Origin of the sequence: Streptomyces sp. NPDC102360 (genome assembly GCF_044766085.1) — a bacterium.
Taxonomy (GTDB): domain Bacteria; phylum Actinomycetota; class Actinomycetes; order Streptomycetales; family Streptomycetaceae; genus Streptomyces.
Map to the genome: position 1 here is coordinate 336,347 of NZ_JBIWLG010000003.1, position 16,745 is coordinate 353,091.

The 16,745-nt window shown below is 71.0% G+C and carries 15 protein-coding genes; 13 read left to right on the forward strand and 2 right to left on the reverse strand.

The genetic code is table 11. The features are described 5' to 3' along the window. Positions 1-46: 46 nt before the first annotated feature. Entirely contained in the window at positions 47-901 is an 855-nt protein-coding gene (locus ACIRHA_RS15855; protein ID WP_403845262.1) for an enoyl-CoA hydratase/isomerase family protein, read from the reverse strand. Between the two features lie 76 nt (positions 902-977). On the opposite strand from ACIRHA_RS15855, the gene ACIRHA_RS15860 reads away from it, so the two are divergent. The 4 genes from ACIRHA_RS15860 to ACIRHA_RS15875 are packed head-to-tail and all read left to right on the forward strand — an operon-like array spanning position 978 to position 4,908. Next, entirely contained in the window at positions 978-1,946 is a 969-nt protein-coding gene (locus ACIRHA_RS15860) for a TIGR03621 family F420-dependent LLM class oxidoreductase (protein WP_403845265.1), read from the forward strand. A 9-nt stretch (positions 1,947-1,955) separates the two neighbouring features. Further along, a complete protein-coding gene (locus ACIRHA_RS15865) occupies positions 1,956-3,152 on the forward strand; it encodes a CaiB/BaiF CoA transferase family protein (RefSeq protein ID WP_403845267.1) in 1,197 nt (398 codons plus the stop codon). Beyond that, on the forward strand, positions 3,152-4,090 hold the full coding sequence (locus ACIRHA_RS15870; RefSeq protein WP_403845270.1) for an HpcH/HpaI aldolase/citrate lyase family protein: 939 nt from the start codon (positions 3,152-3,154) through the stop codon (positions 4,088-4,090). Before ACIRHA_RS15865 ends, ACIRHA_RS15870 begins: the two co-directional genes overlap by 1 nt. Further along, positions 4,090-4,908, forward strand: coding sequence for an SDR family NAD(P)-dependent oxidoreductase (locus tag ACIRHA_RS15875; RefSeq protein WP_403845273.1), 819 nt, complete (start codon positions 4,090-4,092; stop codon positions 4,906-4,908). The genes ACIRHA_RS15870 and ACIRHA_RS15875 overlap by 1 nt, the downstream gene beginning before the upstream one ends. A 40-nt stretch (positions 4,909-4,948) precedes the next feature. On the opposite strand, the gene ACIRHA_RS15880 is transcribed toward ACIRHA_RS15875, so the two are convergent. After that, on the reverse strand, positions 4,949-6,277 hold the full coding sequence (locus ACIRHA_RS15880) for a CitMHS family transporter (protein WP_403845276.1): 1,329 nt from the start codon (positions 6,275-6,277) through the stop codon (positions 4,949-4,951). 153 nt (positions 6,278-6,430) lie between these two features. Between ACIRHA_RS15880 and ACIRHA_RS15885 the strand changes: the two genes are divergently transcribed. The 9 genes from ACIRHA_RS15885 (at position 6,431) to ACIRHA_RS15925 (ending at position 16,740) form a co-directional block, all read left to right on the forward strand. Next, entirely contained in the window at positions 6,431-7,351 is a 921-nt protein-coding gene (locus ACIRHA_RS15885; RefSeq protein ID WP_403845279.1) for a LysR family transcriptional regulator, read from the forward strand. Between the two features lie 133 nt (positions 7,352-7,484). Then, a complete protein-coding gene (locus ACIRHA_RS15890) occupies positions 7,485-8,702 on the forward strand; it encodes a CaiB/BaiF CoA transferase family protein (RefSeq protein ID WP_403845282.1) in 1,218 nt (405 codons plus the stop codon). Continuing rightward, complete coding sequence (locus ACIRHA_RS15895; RefSeq protein ID WP_403845285.1) at positions 8,692-9,615, forward strand: HpcH/HpaI aldolase/citrate lyase family protein; 924 nt, start codon at positions 8,692-8,694, stop codon at positions 9,613-9,615. The genes ACIRHA_RS15890 and ACIRHA_RS15895 overlap by 11 nt, the downstream gene beginning before the upstream one ends. 172 nt (positions 9,616-9,787) lie before the next feature. Beyond that, on the forward strand, positions 9,788-10,576 hold the full coding sequence (locus ACIRHA_RS15900; RefSeq protein WP_403845288.1) for an enoyl-CoA hydratase/isomerase family protein: 789 nt from the start codon (positions 9,788-9,790) through the stop codon (positions 10,574-10,576). A gap of 3 nt (positions 10,577-10,579) precedes the next feature. After that, positions 10,580-11,599, forward strand: a complete 1,020-nt coding sequence (locus ACIRHA_RS15905) for an acyl-CoA dehydrogenase family protein (protein ID WP_403845291.1) — start codon at positions 10,580-10,582, stop codon at positions 11,597-11,599. Continuing rightward, complete coding sequence (locus tag ACIRHA_RS15910; RefSeq protein WP_403845293.1) at positions 11,596-12,747, forward strand: acyl-CoA dehydrogenase family protein; 1,152 nt, start codon at positions 11,596-11,598, stop codon at positions 12,745-12,747. Before ACIRHA_RS15905 ends, ACIRHA_RS15910 begins: the two co-directional genes overlap by 4 nt. Beyond that, positions 12,744-14,381 (forward strand): FadD3 family acyl-CoA ligase, encoded by a 1,638-nt coding sequence (locus tag ACIRHA_RS15915; protein WP_403845295.1) that lies wholly within the window; start codon positions 12,744-12,746, stop codon positions 14,379-14,381. The genes ACIRHA_RS15910 and ACIRHA_RS15915 overlap by 4 nt, the downstream gene beginning before the upstream one ends. Beyond that, positions 14,378-15,592, forward strand: a complete 1,215-nt coding sequence (locus ACIRHA_RS15920) for a CaiB/BaiF CoA transferase family protein (protein ID WP_403845298.1) — start codon at positions 14,378-14,380, stop codon at positions 15,590-15,592. Before ACIRHA_RS15915 ends, ACIRHA_RS15920 begins: the two co-directional genes overlap by 4 nt. Continuing rightward, a complete protein-coding gene (locus ACIRHA_RS15925) occupies positions 15,589-16,740 on the forward strand; it encodes a thiolase family protein (protein ID WP_403845300.1) in 1,152 nt (383 codons plus the stop codon). The genes ACIRHA_RS15920 and ACIRHA_RS15925 overlap by 4 nt, the downstream gene beginning before the upstream one ends. The last annotated feature ends 5 nt before the right edge of the window (positions 16,741-16,745 follow it).

The window sequence follows — 16,745 nt, forward strand, 5'->3', positions numbered from 1 at the left end:
CATATTAGACAGATTCAGCAACTAGGCGCCACAGAACTGTCTCCTATCAGGTCCACGGCTCCTCGTCGTACGCGCGGTCCAGGGGCGCCATGCCGCCGCCGAAGGGGAAGAACTCCTGCTGCGCGTACGTTTCGCGGCCCAGGCCATGACCGAGTTCGTCGAGGAAGGCGCGCTTGAGGTTCTGGGTGAACAGCTGCCGGGTGTAGCGCAGGACCAGATACGGGCGCTTGGCCAGTTCACGCGCCAGCTCCCACGCGCGGTCCAGGACCGCGTCCTTGGGGTGCACCTCGGCGACGGCGCCCCACTCCTTGGCCTCCTGCGCGCCGAGCTGCTTTCCGGTGAGCAGCAGGTAGCGGGCGCGGTTGTGGCCCACCAGGAAGGGCCAGATGACGTGCTGCCCGTCGCCCGGGACCTGGCCGCGCGGGAAGTGCGAGACATCCTGGAAGTAGGCGTCCTGCGAGGCCAGCACGATGTCGCCCATGAGCGGGACCTCGGAGTGGATGTTGCAGGGGCCGTTGACCACGCTGATCATCGGCACGTCGACATCGAGCACGTTCCACATGAGGTTGCGGTTGTACCAGGCCTTCTCGTCGAGCTTGCGCAGCCCGCGGACGCCCGGCATCGCGTCGTACATGGGTGTCTCGGGGAGTTCGCCGCCTGGCAACCGCCCCCAGTCGGCGTTGTAGTTGGCGCCCGTACCCGTGTGGATGAGGACCTTGATCTCGCGGTCGCCGGCGACGTCGGCGAACGCGTCGGCCATGTCGTCGTGCGCCTTCCAGTCCCACACCAGGCTGTCGCCGTCGGTGTGGCACTGCATGAACAGGATGCCTTCCTCGCTCAGCTCGAAGCGGTAGTTGCGGTAGCGGTCCTTGTACTCGGCGAAGCGTGCGCGCTTGACCACAGGCCCGGCCCTCCCGTTCCCGATCGTCGCGGTCAGGGCATGGCGCCCCAACTGCTGGACAGTTATCGTGAGTTGCGTGACAAGTGTGCAGCCATTCAGGTTCGCCGTCCAGGCGACGAAGGCAATATCCGCGAAGGAGTGGCGTGACACCGCGCGCTCCGTCCAGGACCTCGGTTACAGCACCCTGTTCCTCGCCGACCACTACCTCGGGCCGGGGCCGGCCCAGCGCGAATCCCGGTGGCCCGCCCAGCACTTGGCGCCGCTGACGGCGCTGGCCACGGCCGCCGCCGTCACCGACACACTGCGGGTCGGCTGCCGGGTGTTCTGCGTCGACTATCACGCGCCGGGCGTCCTGGCGAAGGAGGCCGCGACGCTCGATCTCCTCTCCGACGGGCGCCTCGAGTTCGGCATCGGCGCGGGGTGGAGCGAGCCCGAATACCGGGCCATGGGGCTGGAGTTCGCGCCCGCGGGGCGGCGCGTGGACAAGCTCGTCGAGGTGGTGGCGCTGATGAAGGCGCAGTGGAGCGGTGAGCCGCTGGAGCTGCGGGGCGAGCACGTGACCGCGGTCGACCACGCGGGGCTGCCCCTGCCGGTGCAGCGCCCGCACCCGCCCCTCATGATCGGGGGCTCCCGGCGCCGTGTGCTGTCGTTCGCGGCGCGCGAGGCGGACATCGTGAGCCTGGCGAACGTGCCGTTCGACGCCCGCAACGCGGCGGGCCGCACACCCACCGAGGAGGCGGCGCACCGCTACGGGACGGTCAGGAAGGCGGCGGGCGGGCGCATCTCCCGCCTGGAGGTGGAGAGTTCACCGTTCTTCGCCCGGATCACCGACGATCCGGCGTCCGCAGCGGATCGCGTGGCTCGCACCCTGGGTGTCCCGCCGGACGGGCTGCCCGACCACCCGAACGTACTCATCGGCACTCTCGAAGAGGTGATCGACCGCCTCCGGGAGCGGCGCGAGCACTTCGGCGCCAACTACATCACCGTGCAGCAGGGCGAGGCGGAGCGCTTCGCGCCCGTCGTCGCGCGGCTCACCGGGACCTGAGGAGGCACCGTGACACACGGTCCGCTGCACGGCCTGCGCGTCATCGAAATCGCCACGCTCGCCGCGGGCCCCACCGTGGCGACGACGCTCGGCGAGTTCGGCGCCGATGTCATCAAGGTCGAACAGCCCGGCTCCGGCGACCCCATGCGCACCTGGGGCGATCGCCGCGACGGCATCGGCCTGCTGTGGAAGAGCATCGCCCGGAACAAGAAGTGCACCACGCTCGACCTGCGTACGGAGGCGGGACAGGACCTGCTCCATCAGCTCCTGGAGGTGAGCGACGTCCTGGTCGCGGGCAACAGGCCCAGCGCGCTGACCCGTTGGGGTCTCGACTACGACTCCGTCCACGCGGCTCACCCGCACATCGTGATGGCACACATCACCGGCTACGGAAGCGGCGGGCCGAAAAGCGACCGCCCCGGCTACGGCACCCTCGCCGAGGCCATGAGCGGCTTCGCCCACCAGACCGGACAACCCGACGGGCCGCCCACGCTGCCGCCGTTCATGCTCGCCGACGGGGTGGCCGGGCTCGCGACGACGTACGCGGTGATGATGGCCCTCTACCACCGCGACGTGCACGGGGCGGGCGGCCAGCTCGTCGACGTCAGCCTCGTCGAACCGCTCACCCGCCTCCTGGAGACGGGGACCCTCGCCTACGACCAACTCGGCCTGGTGAAGGGCCGGTCGGGCAACATGCTGCCGGCCAGCGCGCCGCGCAACACCTACCGCACCGCCGACGGGCGATGGCTGGCCATCTCCAGCGCCTCGCCCAGCATCGCCGCGCGGGTGTTCCGTGCCATCGGCCGGGTAGACATGGCACGCGACCCGGATCTCATCGACCCGGTGCGCCGCCAGGAACGGGCGGTGGAGGTGGACGAGGCGGTCGCCGACTGGGTGGGGCGCCACACCCTCGACCAGGCGATGACCGTATTCGAGGCGGCCGAGGCGGCGGCGACCGCCGTGTACGACGCGCCGGCGCTGCTGGCGGACGAACACCTGCGGGCCCGCGGGACCTTCGTGGGCGTCCCGGATCCGGACTTCGGCGAGGTCACTGTGCAGTCACCGGTGGCGCGCCTCAGCGGAACTCCGGGACAAGTCGTCCACCTGGGACGCGGCCTCGGCGCGGACAACGAAACCGTCTACGGCGAACTGCTCGGCCTCTCCCCCGCCAAGCTGGACGAACTGCGCGCGGAAGGAACGATCTGATGCCGGTTTCCGGAACGGCCCGGACACACCGGCGCCACCCCCGACGCAGCGAACTGGCCACTCCCGCGAGCAGCGAGCGCATGTGCGCCAAGGCCCCGGCATCGGGCGCCGACCTGGTCTTCCTGGACCTGGAGGACGCCTGCGCCCCGTCCGCCAAGGAGTCGGCGCGGTCCACCGCGGTGGCAGCCCTCACCGAACAGAACTGGGGAGGGACACTGCGCGCGGTCCGCGTCAACGGCCTGGACACACCCTGGTGCCACGACGACCTGATCGAGGTCGTCACAGGCGCCCGGGAGGCGCTCGACGTCGTCATCATCCCCAAGGTGCGCACGGCGTGGGACGTGTGGTGGGTCGACGTCCTCCTCACTCAACTCGAACGGAAGCTGGGTCTGGGCAAGCGGATCGCCCTGGAGGTGCTGATCGAGGAGGCGGAGGGCCTGGCGAACGCCCTGCCGATCGCCCGCGCGAGCACCCGCCTGGAAGCCCTCATCTTCGGCGCGGGCGACCTTTCCGTGTCATTGCGGGCCCGCGTGGACGGCAACTTCGATCCGCTCTCCCCCTACCCCGGCGACTTCTGGCACTACGCGCGCGCCCAGGTGCTCACCGCCGCACGGGCCGCCGGGATCGACGCGATCGACGCGCCGTTCCCGGCGTACGGCGAGCCGGAGGCGTACCGCGAGTCGGCCCGCCAGGCCGCCTTGCTCGGCTTCGACGGCAAATGGGCCATCCACCCCTCCCAAGTGCCGTTGGCACACGCGGAGTTCACCCCATCCAAGGAGGAGATCACGTCAGCCGAGGACGTGATCGCACGCTATCGCGCCGCCGAGGCCGAGGGCACGGGAGCGATCGGCCACGACGGTCGCCTCATCGACGCGGCCCACGTCCTGCTGGCCACCAACGTGTTGGACAGGGCATCCCAACAACCAACGGAGTTCTGATGCACATCACGGGCGACCAGGTGGCCGTCATCACCGGCGGAGCCAGCGGCATCGGCTACGGCCTCGCAGAGGCCCTCGCCGGGCGCGGGGTCCGCCTCGTCGTCTCCGACGTACGCGAGGAGGGCCTGGCGAAGGCCTGCGCCGCGCTCGCGGAGGCCGGTGCCGAGGTGACAGCGGTGGTGGCGGACGTCAGCGACGAGGCGTCGGTGCGCGCGCTCGCCTACCGGACGGTGTCCGCGTACGGACGGGTGGACCTGGTGTGCAACAACGCCGGCGTGGTGTCACCCGCGGCGCCCCTATGGGAACAGACCTCCCACACCTGGGAGTTGATGATCGGCGTGAAGGTGCTCGGCGTCGTCCACGGCGTCCGCGCGTTCGCTCCCCTGCTCATCGAGCGCGGCACGGGCCACTTCCTCAACACGGCGTCCTCCGGCGGCCTCGCCCCACTGCCCGACCGGACGCCGTACACCACGACCATGCACGCGGTGGTCGGCCTGACCGAGACACTCGACGCGGAGCTCAAGCGTGTCTCCCCCGCCCTCGGCGCCACGGTCCTCTGCCCGGGCCTGGTCGACACCCCTCTCGGCCAGAACTCCGAAACCCTGGGCGCGATCCGCCTCCCACCCGGCGCCCCCACGTCAATGCGCGGCATGGCTGCCGCACGCGGCGGCATCCTTTCCCCGCGCGAGGTCGCGGAGGCGGCGCTTACGGCCGTGGAGGCGGGGCGGGTGCATGCGGCGCCCGGCGGGGGTGTGGTGGAGCGGGCGCGGGCGCGGGTCGAGGGGCTGCTCAAGAACCTTGAGGAGGGTGAGCGGTGATCGGGCGGGCGGGAAGTCGGAGGCGTACGGGCCGCGGCATTCAGAGGGATATCGCTCCCGTGACGAGCGCCGCCGCCGTCATCACGAGCGTCGTGCCGAACGCCCAGCGGAAGATGAAGCGCTGGTGTTCGCCGAGCTGGACGCCGCTCATGCTGACGAGGATGAAGGTGGAGGCGGTGAGCGGGCTGAGCGGGAAGCCGGTGGTCATCTGGCCGAGGATGGCGGCGCGGGCGATCTCCGCCTGGTCGGCGCCGAAGCCGGACGCCGTGTGGGAGAGCACGGGCAGTATCCCGAAGTAGTAGGCGTCCGGGGTGAAGGCCAGGCTCAGCGGCATGCCGGTGACGGCGACGATCGGCGCGAGGTGGCCGCCGAGAGAGTCGGGGACGACGGAGACGAGTGCCTCGGCCATCTCGGAGATCATCTTGGTGCCGGTGAGGACGCCGGTGAAGACACCCGCCGCGAAGATCATCGTGGTGACCAGGACCACGCTCTTGGCGTGCTTCTCCAGAAGTGCCTGCTGCTGTTCCCAACGCGGGTGGTTGACGACGAGGGCGAGGGCGAAGGCGACCGCGAACAGCACGGGCAGCGGCATGACCTGCAGGACCAGTGCCACGATCAGGACGACGGTCAGCAGGGCGTTGAACACGGTGAGCGGAAGGGGAGGGCGGGTCGCCGCGGGCATCAGCGGGGTGCCGGGGCCGTCACCGACGACGTGGGCTCCGGTCTCCTGCCGGTCCTCGCGCTGGGCCGGCACCGCGCCGAGGCGGCGGCGTTCCCGGCGGCCGATCCAGTACGCGGCGAGCAGCACCCACACGATCCCGCAGGCCATCGCCGGCAGCACCGGTGTGAAGACCTCCGAGCTGTCCAGCTTCAGCGCCGCCATGGCCCGCACCGTCGGCCCGCCCCACGGGACCATGTTCATCACGCCCGCGCCCAGACACACCACACCGGACAGCACGAGCGGGCTCATGCCGAGGCGCTTGTAGACGGGCAGCAGCGCGGAGACGGTGATGAGGAACGTCGACGCGCCGTCGCCGTCGAGCGACACACACATGGTGAGGACGGCGGTGCCGAGCGCGATCCGTGCCGGATCGTTGCGGGCGAGCCGCAGGATGCCGTTGATGAGCGGGTCGAACAGTCCGGCGTCGACCATCAACGTGAAGTAGAGAACCGCGAAGGCGATCATGATGCCGGTGGGTGCCACGGTGTTGAGGCCGTCGAGGATCATGTCGCCCATGTCCCCGGCGAAGCCGCCTGCGAGGGCCGCGAGGACCGGCAGCAGCACGAGCGCCACCAGGACGGAGACCCGTTTGGTCATGGTGAGCACGAGGAACAGCCCGATCGTGGTAAATCCCAGCGCTGCCAGCATGGTTCTCGCTCACCTTCTCGATCGGCTTGTTCCCGCCGATGAGTGTCGGAGCGGCGGCGTATCGGCGTCCAGCATCAAACCGAGATCTATCCATGCGGTTCCCGCATCAGTTTCCGTATCCATGGCGCGGGCGGGCACGTAGGGTCCCTGGCCATGGACAGCACTCTGCGTCAACTCACGGCCTACGCCGCCGTGGCCCGCGCGACCAGTTTCACGGCGGCCGCGACACACCTGCGTGTCTCCCAGTCCTCGCTCAGTCGCGCGGTGGCCGACCTGGAGCGGCAGTTGGGGGCACGGCTCATGGAGCGTGACACCCGTAACGTGGAGCTGACCGCGGCGGGTGTCGAGGCGCTGCGCATAGCCGAGCAGATCGTGAACGCCCACCGCTCCGGCATGAAGGAGCTGGAGCGCTTCCTGCTCGGCGAGTCGGGCACGGTCGCCGTCGCCACCCTGCCGTCCGTCGCCGCACTGCTGCTGCCGCAGGTGATCCTCGACTTCCGGCGGCAGCGGCCGCAGGTGGCGGTGCAGCTCATGGACGGGCTCGAGCAGTCCGTGCTGAGCCGGGTGCTGTCCGGGGACGCCGACTTCGCGATCACCACCGGCGAACCGTCCGGGCAGCTGGAGCACCGGCCGCTGGTCCGCGACCGGTTCGTGGCGGTGCTGCCGCAGGAGCATCCGCTGGCCGAGCGCGCCGAGGTCACCTGGGACGACCTGGCCCGCGAGCCGTTCCTCGCGGTCGGCCCCGACTCCAGTGTGCGGCGCCTCACCGATGCCGCGTTCGCCCAGATCGGCGCGGGGTCGGTGCCGGCCGCCGAGGCGGGCAATGTCGCCACCGTCGGCGGGCTCGTCGCCGCGGGCCTCGGGGTCACCGCGATGCCCGCGCTGGTCCTGCCGCTCCTGGGCACGGGGCCGTTCGTGCACCGGCCGCTGGTCGAGCCGACCGTCCATCGCCGTCTCGACATCGCCGTACGTGCCCGCCGCCCGCTCCCCCTCGCGGCCGACCGGTTCCTGGAGACCTTGCAGGAGTTCCGCGCGCGACGCCACGAGCTGCCGCCCGGAGTCACGTGGGCCTGAGCCGGGCCACTCCACTTATGCGCAGATCGCAAGGATTGATCGACCTTTCATGCTGGACGCTCATGCCTACGGCTCGGCAATCTGAGGTGTGCCGCAAACGAGCGCGCGATTCGGGGAGTTGGGGAGCGCAGTGGTGTCGATCAAGGAACAGGGAACCGCCGGACGGGGTCAGTTGCAGGGCCTCAAGGTGGTCGAGTTCGCGCATGTCGTGGCGGGGCCCCTGGCCGGTTCCATGCTCGCCGACCAGGGCGCCGACGTCGTACACGTGGAGCCGCCGGGGGCCGGTGACGCGGCACGGGCCATGGGGCCGAAGAAGGACGGGCAGCCGCTCTGGTTCAAGGTCGCCGGACGCAACAAGCGGTCCGTGACGCTCGACCTCCACCAGGAATCAGGGCGCGAGCTCGCCCAACGCCTCGTCGCCTGGGCGGACGTCGTCATCGTCACACTTCGAAACGGCCGGCTCCGCTCCTGGGGCCTGGACTGGGAGTCAGTGCACCGCGTCAACCCGAAGGCCGTACTGCTGCAGATATCCGGTTTCGGCGCCACGTCGTCGCGCGCCGACGAACCGGGCTTCGGCAAGGTCGGCGAGGCCCGCAGCGGCGTCGTACACCTCACCGGCTTCGCCGACACCCCGCCCGTCCACACCGGTTTCTCCCACGGTGACGCCGTGACAGGGCTGATGGGCGCCTACGCCGTGCTGGCCGCCCTGCACCGCCGTGACAATGACGGGGACTTCGACGGCGAGTGGATCGACCTCGCCCTGTTCGAGCCGCTGTTCCGCCTCGTCGAGTGGCAGGTCATCGTGCACGACCAGCTCGGGACGGTGCCGGAGCGCACCGGCAACCAGCTCGCTGTCGCGCCGGCTGCCGTCATCAACACCTACCAGTCGCGGGACGGCGAATGGATCACGGTGACATCGGCGACCCTGCGCTCGGTCCGGAACGTGGCCGTGCTGCTCGGCCACGACGAGGCCGACTTCGCCACCACGGAGCAGCAGTTCGCGGGGAGGGCCCAGCTGGACGCGGGTCTGCGGGCGTGGGTGGCCGAGCGCACGGCGGCCGAGTGCCTTGAGGCCTTCGCGCGCGCCGAGGTCGTCGCGTCACGGGTGTTCAGCGCCGCCGACATCGCCGCGGATCCCGTGTACGCCGAGCGCGAGGACATCGTCACGGTCGACGACGCCGACCTCGGTCCCGTACGGATGCAGTCGGTCATCCCGCACTTCCGGCAGCGGCCGGGAGCGGTGTGGCGGACCGGGCCCGCGCTCGGGCAGGACAACGCACTCGTCTACCGGGAGTGGCTCGGCCTGGGCGAGGACGAACTCACGGATCTGGAGAAGCACGGTGTCGTCTGACCTGTCGTCCGCCGCCTCCGTGCCTACGCACCGGCTGCCGCTGCGCTCCCTGCTGTTCGTGCCCGGCAACAAGACCACTGCCTGGCTGCCCAAGGCACGGTCGGCCGGCACCGATGCCGTCGTCCTCGACCTGGAGGACGCCGTACCCGAGGCCGACCGGTCGGCGGCCGTGCGTCAGGTGACAGAGGCGCTCGCGGGCCGGGCCACCGACGCCTCCGGCCCGGCGCTCTTCGTCCGCGTCAGGCCGCTGGACGGGTGGGCGGCGGCCGAGGAGCTGCGTGCGGTGTGCGGGGCGGGCCTGAGCGGGATCGTGCTGCCCAAGGTGGCGGGCGCTGCCGACGTGCGGCTCGCCGACCGGTTGCTCACGTGGTGCGAACGCGAACACGAGCTGTCTCATGGGCAGTTGGCGCTTGTGCCGCTGCTGGAGACGGCTGCCGCACTCCGGGACGCGTACGGCTGCGCGACCGCCGCCGCCGACCGTGTCGCGTACCTCGGAGCGGTCACGGGAGCGGGTGGCGACGTCGAGCGCGCCGTGGGCTACCGCTGGAGTCCCGAAGGACACGAGACACACGCCCTGCGCTCCCGTGTCCTGCTCGACGTACGAGCGGCGGGAGCGCCACATCCGGTGGCCGGGCTGTGGACGCGGATCGGCGACCTCGACGGCCTGCGCGCCTTCGCGGAGCAGAACCGGGCCATCGGCTACACGGGGATGATGGCGATCCACCCGTCCCATGTCCCGGTCATCAACGAGGTGTTCGCCCCGGCCCCCGACGAACTCGCCCGCGCGGCACGACTGATCGCCGCCATGGAGGAGGCACAGGAACACAGCGTGGGCGCGGTGACATTCGAGGGCGAGATGGTCGACGAGGCGATGGCGGCGACGGCGCGGGCGTTGCTGGCCAAACACACCTGAGAGACGCTTCCATGCGTCATACCGACCATCGAAGAGAATCCCATTTACGCGTAGCGGTAACGTTATTGACACCCACTCGGCGTACCCATAGCGTGATTCGGCGCGCAGGCCGCAGCCGAGCCGAGGAGGTTCCATGGGTTCCACGGGTGATGAGACATCTCCCGTACTTACCGTGACCGCCGACAACGACGTTCGCGTCGTCACGCTCAACCGGCCCGATCAACTCAACGGTGTGTCGGCCGAGTTGCACCGTCGGCTCGCCGAGGTCTGGGACGAGATCGCCGCGGACGGCGACGCGCGGGCCGTGGTGCTCACCGGCGCCGGGCGGGCGTTCAGTGCCGGTGGGGACTTCGAGCATCTGCTGCGCCACACGAGCGACGCCGAGCTGCGTGAGCGTTCCATCCGGCTCGACCGGGCGATCCAGACGGCGATGATCCGCTTCCCGCTCCCGGTGGTCGCCGCAGTCAACGGGCCCGCAGTCGGGCTTGGTTGCTCGCTTGCGCTCGGGTGCGATCTCGTCTTGATGTCCGATGACGCGTATCTCGCCGATCCGCATGTGTCCATCGGGCTCGTCGCGGGGGACGGCGGTGTCACTCTGTGGCCGCTGCTGACCAGCCTGTTGCGGGCCAAGGAGTATCTGTACACCGGGGATCGCATTCCGGCCGAGACGGCGGTCGAGTTCGGGCTCGCCAGCCGGGTCGTGCCGGCGACCGAACTCACCGAGCGGGCCATGGCATTGGCGCACCGGCTCGCCGCCCAGCCGGCGCAGGCGCTGCGCGCGACGAAGGCCGCGCTGGCCGTGGTCGTGGAGCAGATGTCGCGCGGCGGCATGGAGGCCGCGCTCATGGCCGAGCAGGCCACCATGACCAGCCCCGACTATCTGCGGATCGTCAGCGCGCTCGCCGAGCGCGGCGCCAAGGGTGCGGGGCGCGTCTCGTCCGGCGACGACCGGACGGAGTGAGCGGTGCAGGCGGAGGAGTTCCGGCTGGTCCGCGAGGCGCTCGGCGCCTTCGTCGCCGATCACCGGTGCGCGTCGGCCGAGCCGACGGCGGCACAGCGGGCCGCGGCCCAGAAGGCGCTCGATGGGCTCGGACTCGTCGAACTGCGGCGCAGTGCGCGGCCGTTGGCGAGCGCACAGGAGTGTGCGCTGCTCGCCGAGGACTTCGGCCGGCAGCCGATGTCGGCATCGTTCCTCGGCACGGTGCTGCTGGCGCCTGAGGTGCTGCGGCTCGTCGAGGCGGGCGGCGGGGACGTGTCCTACGAGGGCACGCCCACCATCGCGCTCGGCCGTGATCTGCGGTTCGACAGCGGCAGCGGCAGCGACAGCGCGGACGACTACCGCGCCTGGGACGCCGAGGGCGCCGACAGCGCCTTGGCCGTAGCCGCCGACGGGGTCGTGCGATCCCTGGCGCTCGGTGATGCGGCGCCCACCACCGATCCGCTTCGTACCGTCCGCGTGTCCACGGCGCCGTCACAGGTCGTCGGGCGGCTGGACCGCGAGCACGTGTGTACCTGGCAGGCCTGGGCGCTGGTCATGGTGAGCAGTGAACTCGTGGGCGCGGCCACCTCGTTCGTCGAGCAGGCTGCCGCCTACGCGCGCGATCGCGTGCAGTACGGGCGGCCCATCGGCTCCTATCAGGCGGTGCAGCATCTGCTCGCCGATGCCACGGTCGCCGTCGAGGCCTGCGCCAGTGCCACCCGGTACGCCGCCTGGTGTCTCGATCACGCCAGTCCTGACGCGGCGCTCACCGCTGCCCGCGTCGCCAAGGCCGAGGTGGACGTGTCGGCCCTGGAGGCGGTGTACGCGGGGATGCAGATATTCGGTGGGATCGCGCAGACGTGGGAGCACATCGCCCATCTGTATCTGCGTCGGGTGCGCGTGGGCGCCACGGTGCTGACCGGCACCGCCGAGCTGCTGTCCGCACTCGCCGCCCCGCCGACCGCTGACGCCACGGAGACGACCGATCCCGCGGAGGCGATGTGACCCGCCAGGACCTGCCTCTGGACTTCGGTGACCCGTCGGACCTCACCCGGCTGCGCCACGAACTGCGCGCCTGGCTCGCCGAGCACCCGCTGCCCGAGCGCCGCCCCGACGAGGAACCAGCCCTGTTCCTGCACCGCTGGCACCGCATGCTGCACTCCGGCGGCTGGGTGGGCCTCGACGTGCCCGAGGAGTACGGCGGCCGGGGCCTGACCGCACTGCACCAGGTGGCGGTCAGCGACGAACTGGGCGCCTGCCGGGCGCCGGGCGTGCCGCGCATCGGCTACCTGGCCCACGCGCTGCTGGAGTTCGCCTCGCACGAGCAGCGGGCCCGGCTTCTTCCGCGCATGCTCACCGGTGACGACGTGTGGTGTCAGGGCTTCAGCGAGCCCGGCGCGGGCTCCGACCTCGCGGGCATGGCGACGTACGCGCGCCGCGCCGAGGACGGCGGCCACTACACCATCAACGGGCAGAAACTCTGGACCAGTTACGCCCAGTACTCCCGCTACTGCCTGCTGCTCGCCCGCACGGACACCGAGGCTCGTGCCCACCGGTCGATCACCGCGTTCGTGCTGCCGCTCGACCGCCCCGGTGTGACCGTGCGCCCCCTGAAGGCCGCCAACGGTGATGACGAGTTCTGCGAGCTTTTCCTCGACGACGTACGCATCGAGGCCGCCGAGCGGATCGGCGCCGAGGGCGACGGCTGGCCGCTGGCCATGACCACCGTGAACTACGAGCGCAACGCCCTCGACACCGGCCATCTCTCCAAGTACGGGCTGCTACTGGAGCGTCTGCGGCGCGAACTGCACGACCGCTCAGGGGGGTTGCCGGACGGCATCGTCTCCGCCGTCGGGCGGTGCGTCGTCGACTATGAAGTACTGGTCGCACACGCCCGGCGCCGCACCGCCGAACGCCTCGCGGGCCGCACTGCCGGGCCCGAGTCGTCGATCGACAAGCTGCTGATGACGCGCGCCGAGCAGCGCCTGTACGAGACCGCGCTCCGGGTGCTGCCGGATCAACTCGCGGAAGCGGGCGGGGCGGTGTACGGCGAGTACCTGTACTCGCGCGCCGCGTCCGTGTACGGCGGCACGTCCCAGATCCAGCGGAACATCATCGCCAAGCGGCTGCTGCGGCTGCCGTCGACCTCGTGAGTGTCGTGCAGGGGAAAACGGAGCCCATGATGCGCTACGACCAGGAATACCTCAGCATCCCGAACGTCGTCCGCCGGGCCGCCGCACAGTACGGTGACGCACCCGCCCTCGTGGACGGCGCGACACGTTGGAGCTTTCGCGAGCTCGACCGGCAGATGACGCGAGCGGTGCGCGCCGCGCTCGCTCTCGGTGTCTCCCCCGGCGACCGGGTCGGCATCTGCGCCCCGAACCGCGCGGAGTGGATCGTGGCCGCACTCGCCGTGCAGGGCGCGGGCGGCATCGTCGTCCCCCTCAACACCCGCTTCAAGGCCGCCGAACTCGCGTACATCCTGCGCAAGTCGGGAGCGAAGGCCCTGTTCGCGGCGCCGTTCCTCGACACCGACTATGTGGCGGAACTGCGCAAGCACGAGCCCGAGTTGAGTGCCTTGCACACCACCGTGTCCCTGACTGCCGAGCGCGGGGACGCCGACTACTCGTGGAACGACTTCCTCGGCGAGGGCAGTCGCGCGGGAGACGAAGACGCCGCACGCGCCTCCATCGACCGGATCACCCCCGACACCGTCTCCGACATCATGTTCACCTCCGGCACCACGGGCCACCCCAAAGGCGTCGTCCTCACCCACGGGCAATCGCTGCGCGCCTACGGGTGGATGGCCGAGCAGTACACCTTCCGCACCGGCGACGTGTTCCTCGTCGTGCCGCCCTTCTTCCACTGCTTCGGCTACAAGGCGGGCTGGCTCGCCTCGTTCCTGCACGGGGTGACCGTCGTCCCGATGGCGATGTTCGACCCGGCCCTGGCCCTGGAACTCATCGAGCGGGAGCGCGTCTCCATCATGCTGGGGCCCCCGACGATCTTCCAGGATCTGCTCGCCGCCCCGGACCGCGACCGCCGTGACACCTCGTCCCTGAGGATCTCCATGACGGGCGGCACCACCATCCCTGAGCAGCTGATCCACGCGATGAAGGACGAGCTGTCGTTCGACATCGTGATGAGCGCGTACGGGCTCACCGAGGCCTCCGCCCTTGTCACCACCACCCGCCTCGGGGACACCCCGGCGACGGTGGCCCGCGGCAACGGCCGGCGGATCCCCGACGTGGACGTACGGATCGCCGACGACGCGGGCAAGCCGGTCCCGGTCGGCGGGACGGGCGAGATACAGGTGCGGGGGTACACCGTCACCAGCGGTTACTGGGACGAGCCGGAGGCCACGGCCGCCGCGATCGGCGACGACGGATGGCTGCGCACCGGTGACATCGGCAGCCTGGACGACGAGGGCAATCTGGCGGTCGTCGACCGCAAGAAGGACATGTTCATCGTCGGCGGCTTCAACGCCTACCCGGCCGAGATCGAACGCCTCCTCCTCGGCTACGGTCCGGTCGCCGAGGCCGCCGTCATCGGCGTGCCCGACCAGCGCCTCGGCGAGGTCGGCTGCGCCTACCTGGTGCTCCGCCCGGGTGAGACGACCACGGCCGCGGATGTCATCGCCTGGTCACGCGCCAACATGGCCAACTTCAAGGTTCCGCGGGACGTCCGCTTCGTCGACCAGCTGCCACGCAACGCCAGCCGCAAGGTCCTCAAGCACGAGCTGCGCGCAGCGTTCACCGGCCCCGCTTCCCAGGGCGGCGACGCGTGACGGCGGGCCCGCTGGCCGGTGTCACCGTCGTCTCGGTCGAGCAGGCGGTGTCGGCGCCGCTGTGCACGCGGGCACTCGGCGACCTGGGCGCCCGCGTCATCAAGGTGGAGGCACCCGGCGGCGACTTCACCCGGTACTACGACGACGTGGTGCACGGCCTCGCCGCCCACTTCGTGTGGGTCAACCGGGGCAAGGAGTCCCTGACACTCGACCTGAAGTCGGCCCACGGCACACACGTCCTGCACCGGCTCCTCGACCGGGCCGACGTCTTCGTATCGAACCTCGCGCCGGGCGCCGCCGCCAAACTCGGCATCTCCGCAAGCGACCTGACGGCCCGCCACCCGGATCTCATCACCATGGAGATCGACGGCTACGGCCCCGGTGGCCCGCTCTCCCACAAGCGCGCGTACGACCTGCTCGTCCAGGCCGAGGCGGGTGCGTGCGCGATCACCGGACTGCCGGGACAGCCCGCGAAGCCGGGACCGCCGATGGCAGACGTGTGCACCGGCCTTTACGCGGCACTGTCCATCACGGCACTGCTGGCCGAGCGTGGACGCGGAACCGCCACCGCCACGGCCACCGGGTCCCCTCAAGGGTCCGCCTCCGTCTCGGTCAGCATGTTCGACACGATGACCGAGCTGATGGGCTACGCCCTGACGTACACCCGCCACACCGGCATCGACCAGCAGCCCGTGGGCATGGGCTCCCCCGCCGTCGCCCCCTACGGCGCGTACGCCACCGCAGACGGTCACACCGTGGTCCTCGGCACGACCAACGACCGCGAGTGGCAGCGCTACGCCCGCGACCTCCTGGGGCGCCCGGACCTCGCCGACGATCCCGGCCTCGCCACCACCGCCGACCGGGTCGCCGCCCGCGAACGCCTGGATGCGGAGATCACCCGCTGGTGCGCCGCACACACCCTCCACGACATCCAGGCGGCGGCAGACACGGCGGGCATCGGCAACGCCAAGCTCAACACTCCCAGCGAAGTCCTCACCCACCCCCAACACACCGCACGCGACCGCTGGCGCGAGATCGACACGCCGGGCGGGCCGACCCTGGCGCCGCTGCCACCACCCGTGTTCGAGGGACGCGGTCAGCCGCCCATGGGGGACGTACCGGCGCTCGGCGAGCACACGGGCGCGATCCTGCGCGAACTCGGAATCACCGACGGTGAGTTGACCTCGACCATGAAGGAGGGCGAACAGTGACACCCGACCGTCGTGAGGCCGTGATCGTGGAGGCCGTGCGCACCCCCGTCGGCAAGCGGAACGGCTCGCTCGCCGACATCCACCCCACCGACCTGTCCGCGCACATCCTGAGCGAGCTGGTCACCCGCACCGGCATCGACCCCGCCGACGTCGAGGACGTGATCTGGGGCTGCGTAGGGCAGATCGGCGACCAGTCCGGGAACATCGGACGCTACGCGCTGCTCGCCGCCGGCTGGCCGGAGACGGTTCCGGCGACGACGGTGAACCGGGCCTGCGGCTCCAGCCAGCAGGCCATCGACTTCGCGGCACAGGCCGTGCTGTCCGGCCAGTACGACATGGTGGTGGCGGGCGGTGTCGAGGTGATGAGCCGGGTGCCGCTGGGAGCGGCGCGGACCGGCGGGGCGCCGTGGTCTCCGAGCGTCCTTGAGCGCTACGACCACTTCAGCTTCAACCAGGGCGAGTCGGCGGAGAGCATCGCCCGCACATGGGGCTTCGACCGGCAGCAACTGGACGAATACGCTTCCCGCTCGCACGAGTTGGCGGCTGCGGCGCAGGACGCGGGGGCCTTCGACGCCCAGCTCGCCCCGCACCCCGACACCGCGCTCACGGCCGACGAGGGAGTCCGCCGGGGTACCACGCCCGACACACTCTCCCGTCTGAAGCCGTCCTTCGACCCGAGCGGCGTTATCCACGCGGGCAACGCCTCGCAGATCTCCGACGGCGCCGCCGCCCTCCTCGTCACCACACCGCAGCGGGCACGCGAACTGGGCCTGACTCCACTGGTGCGCTACCGGGCGGGCGCGGTCACGGGCGCCGACCCCGTCCTGATGCTGACCGGGCCGATCCCGGCGACCGTGCGGGTGCTGACCCGGGCCGGGCTCACCCTCTCCGACATCGGCGCCTACGAGGTCAACGAGGCCTTCGCGCCAGTGCCGCTGGCGTGGCTCGCGGAGACCGGCGCCGATCCGGCCCGCCTCAACCCGCTCGGCGGCGCGATCGCGCTCGGTCACCCGCTCGGCGCGTCCGGCGCGGTCCTGATGACACGCCTGGTCCACCACATGCGGGACCGTGGCATCCGCTACGGCCTCCAGACGATGTGCGAGGGCGGCGGCACCGCCAACGCGACCGTCGTCGAACTCGCCGAATAGGACCT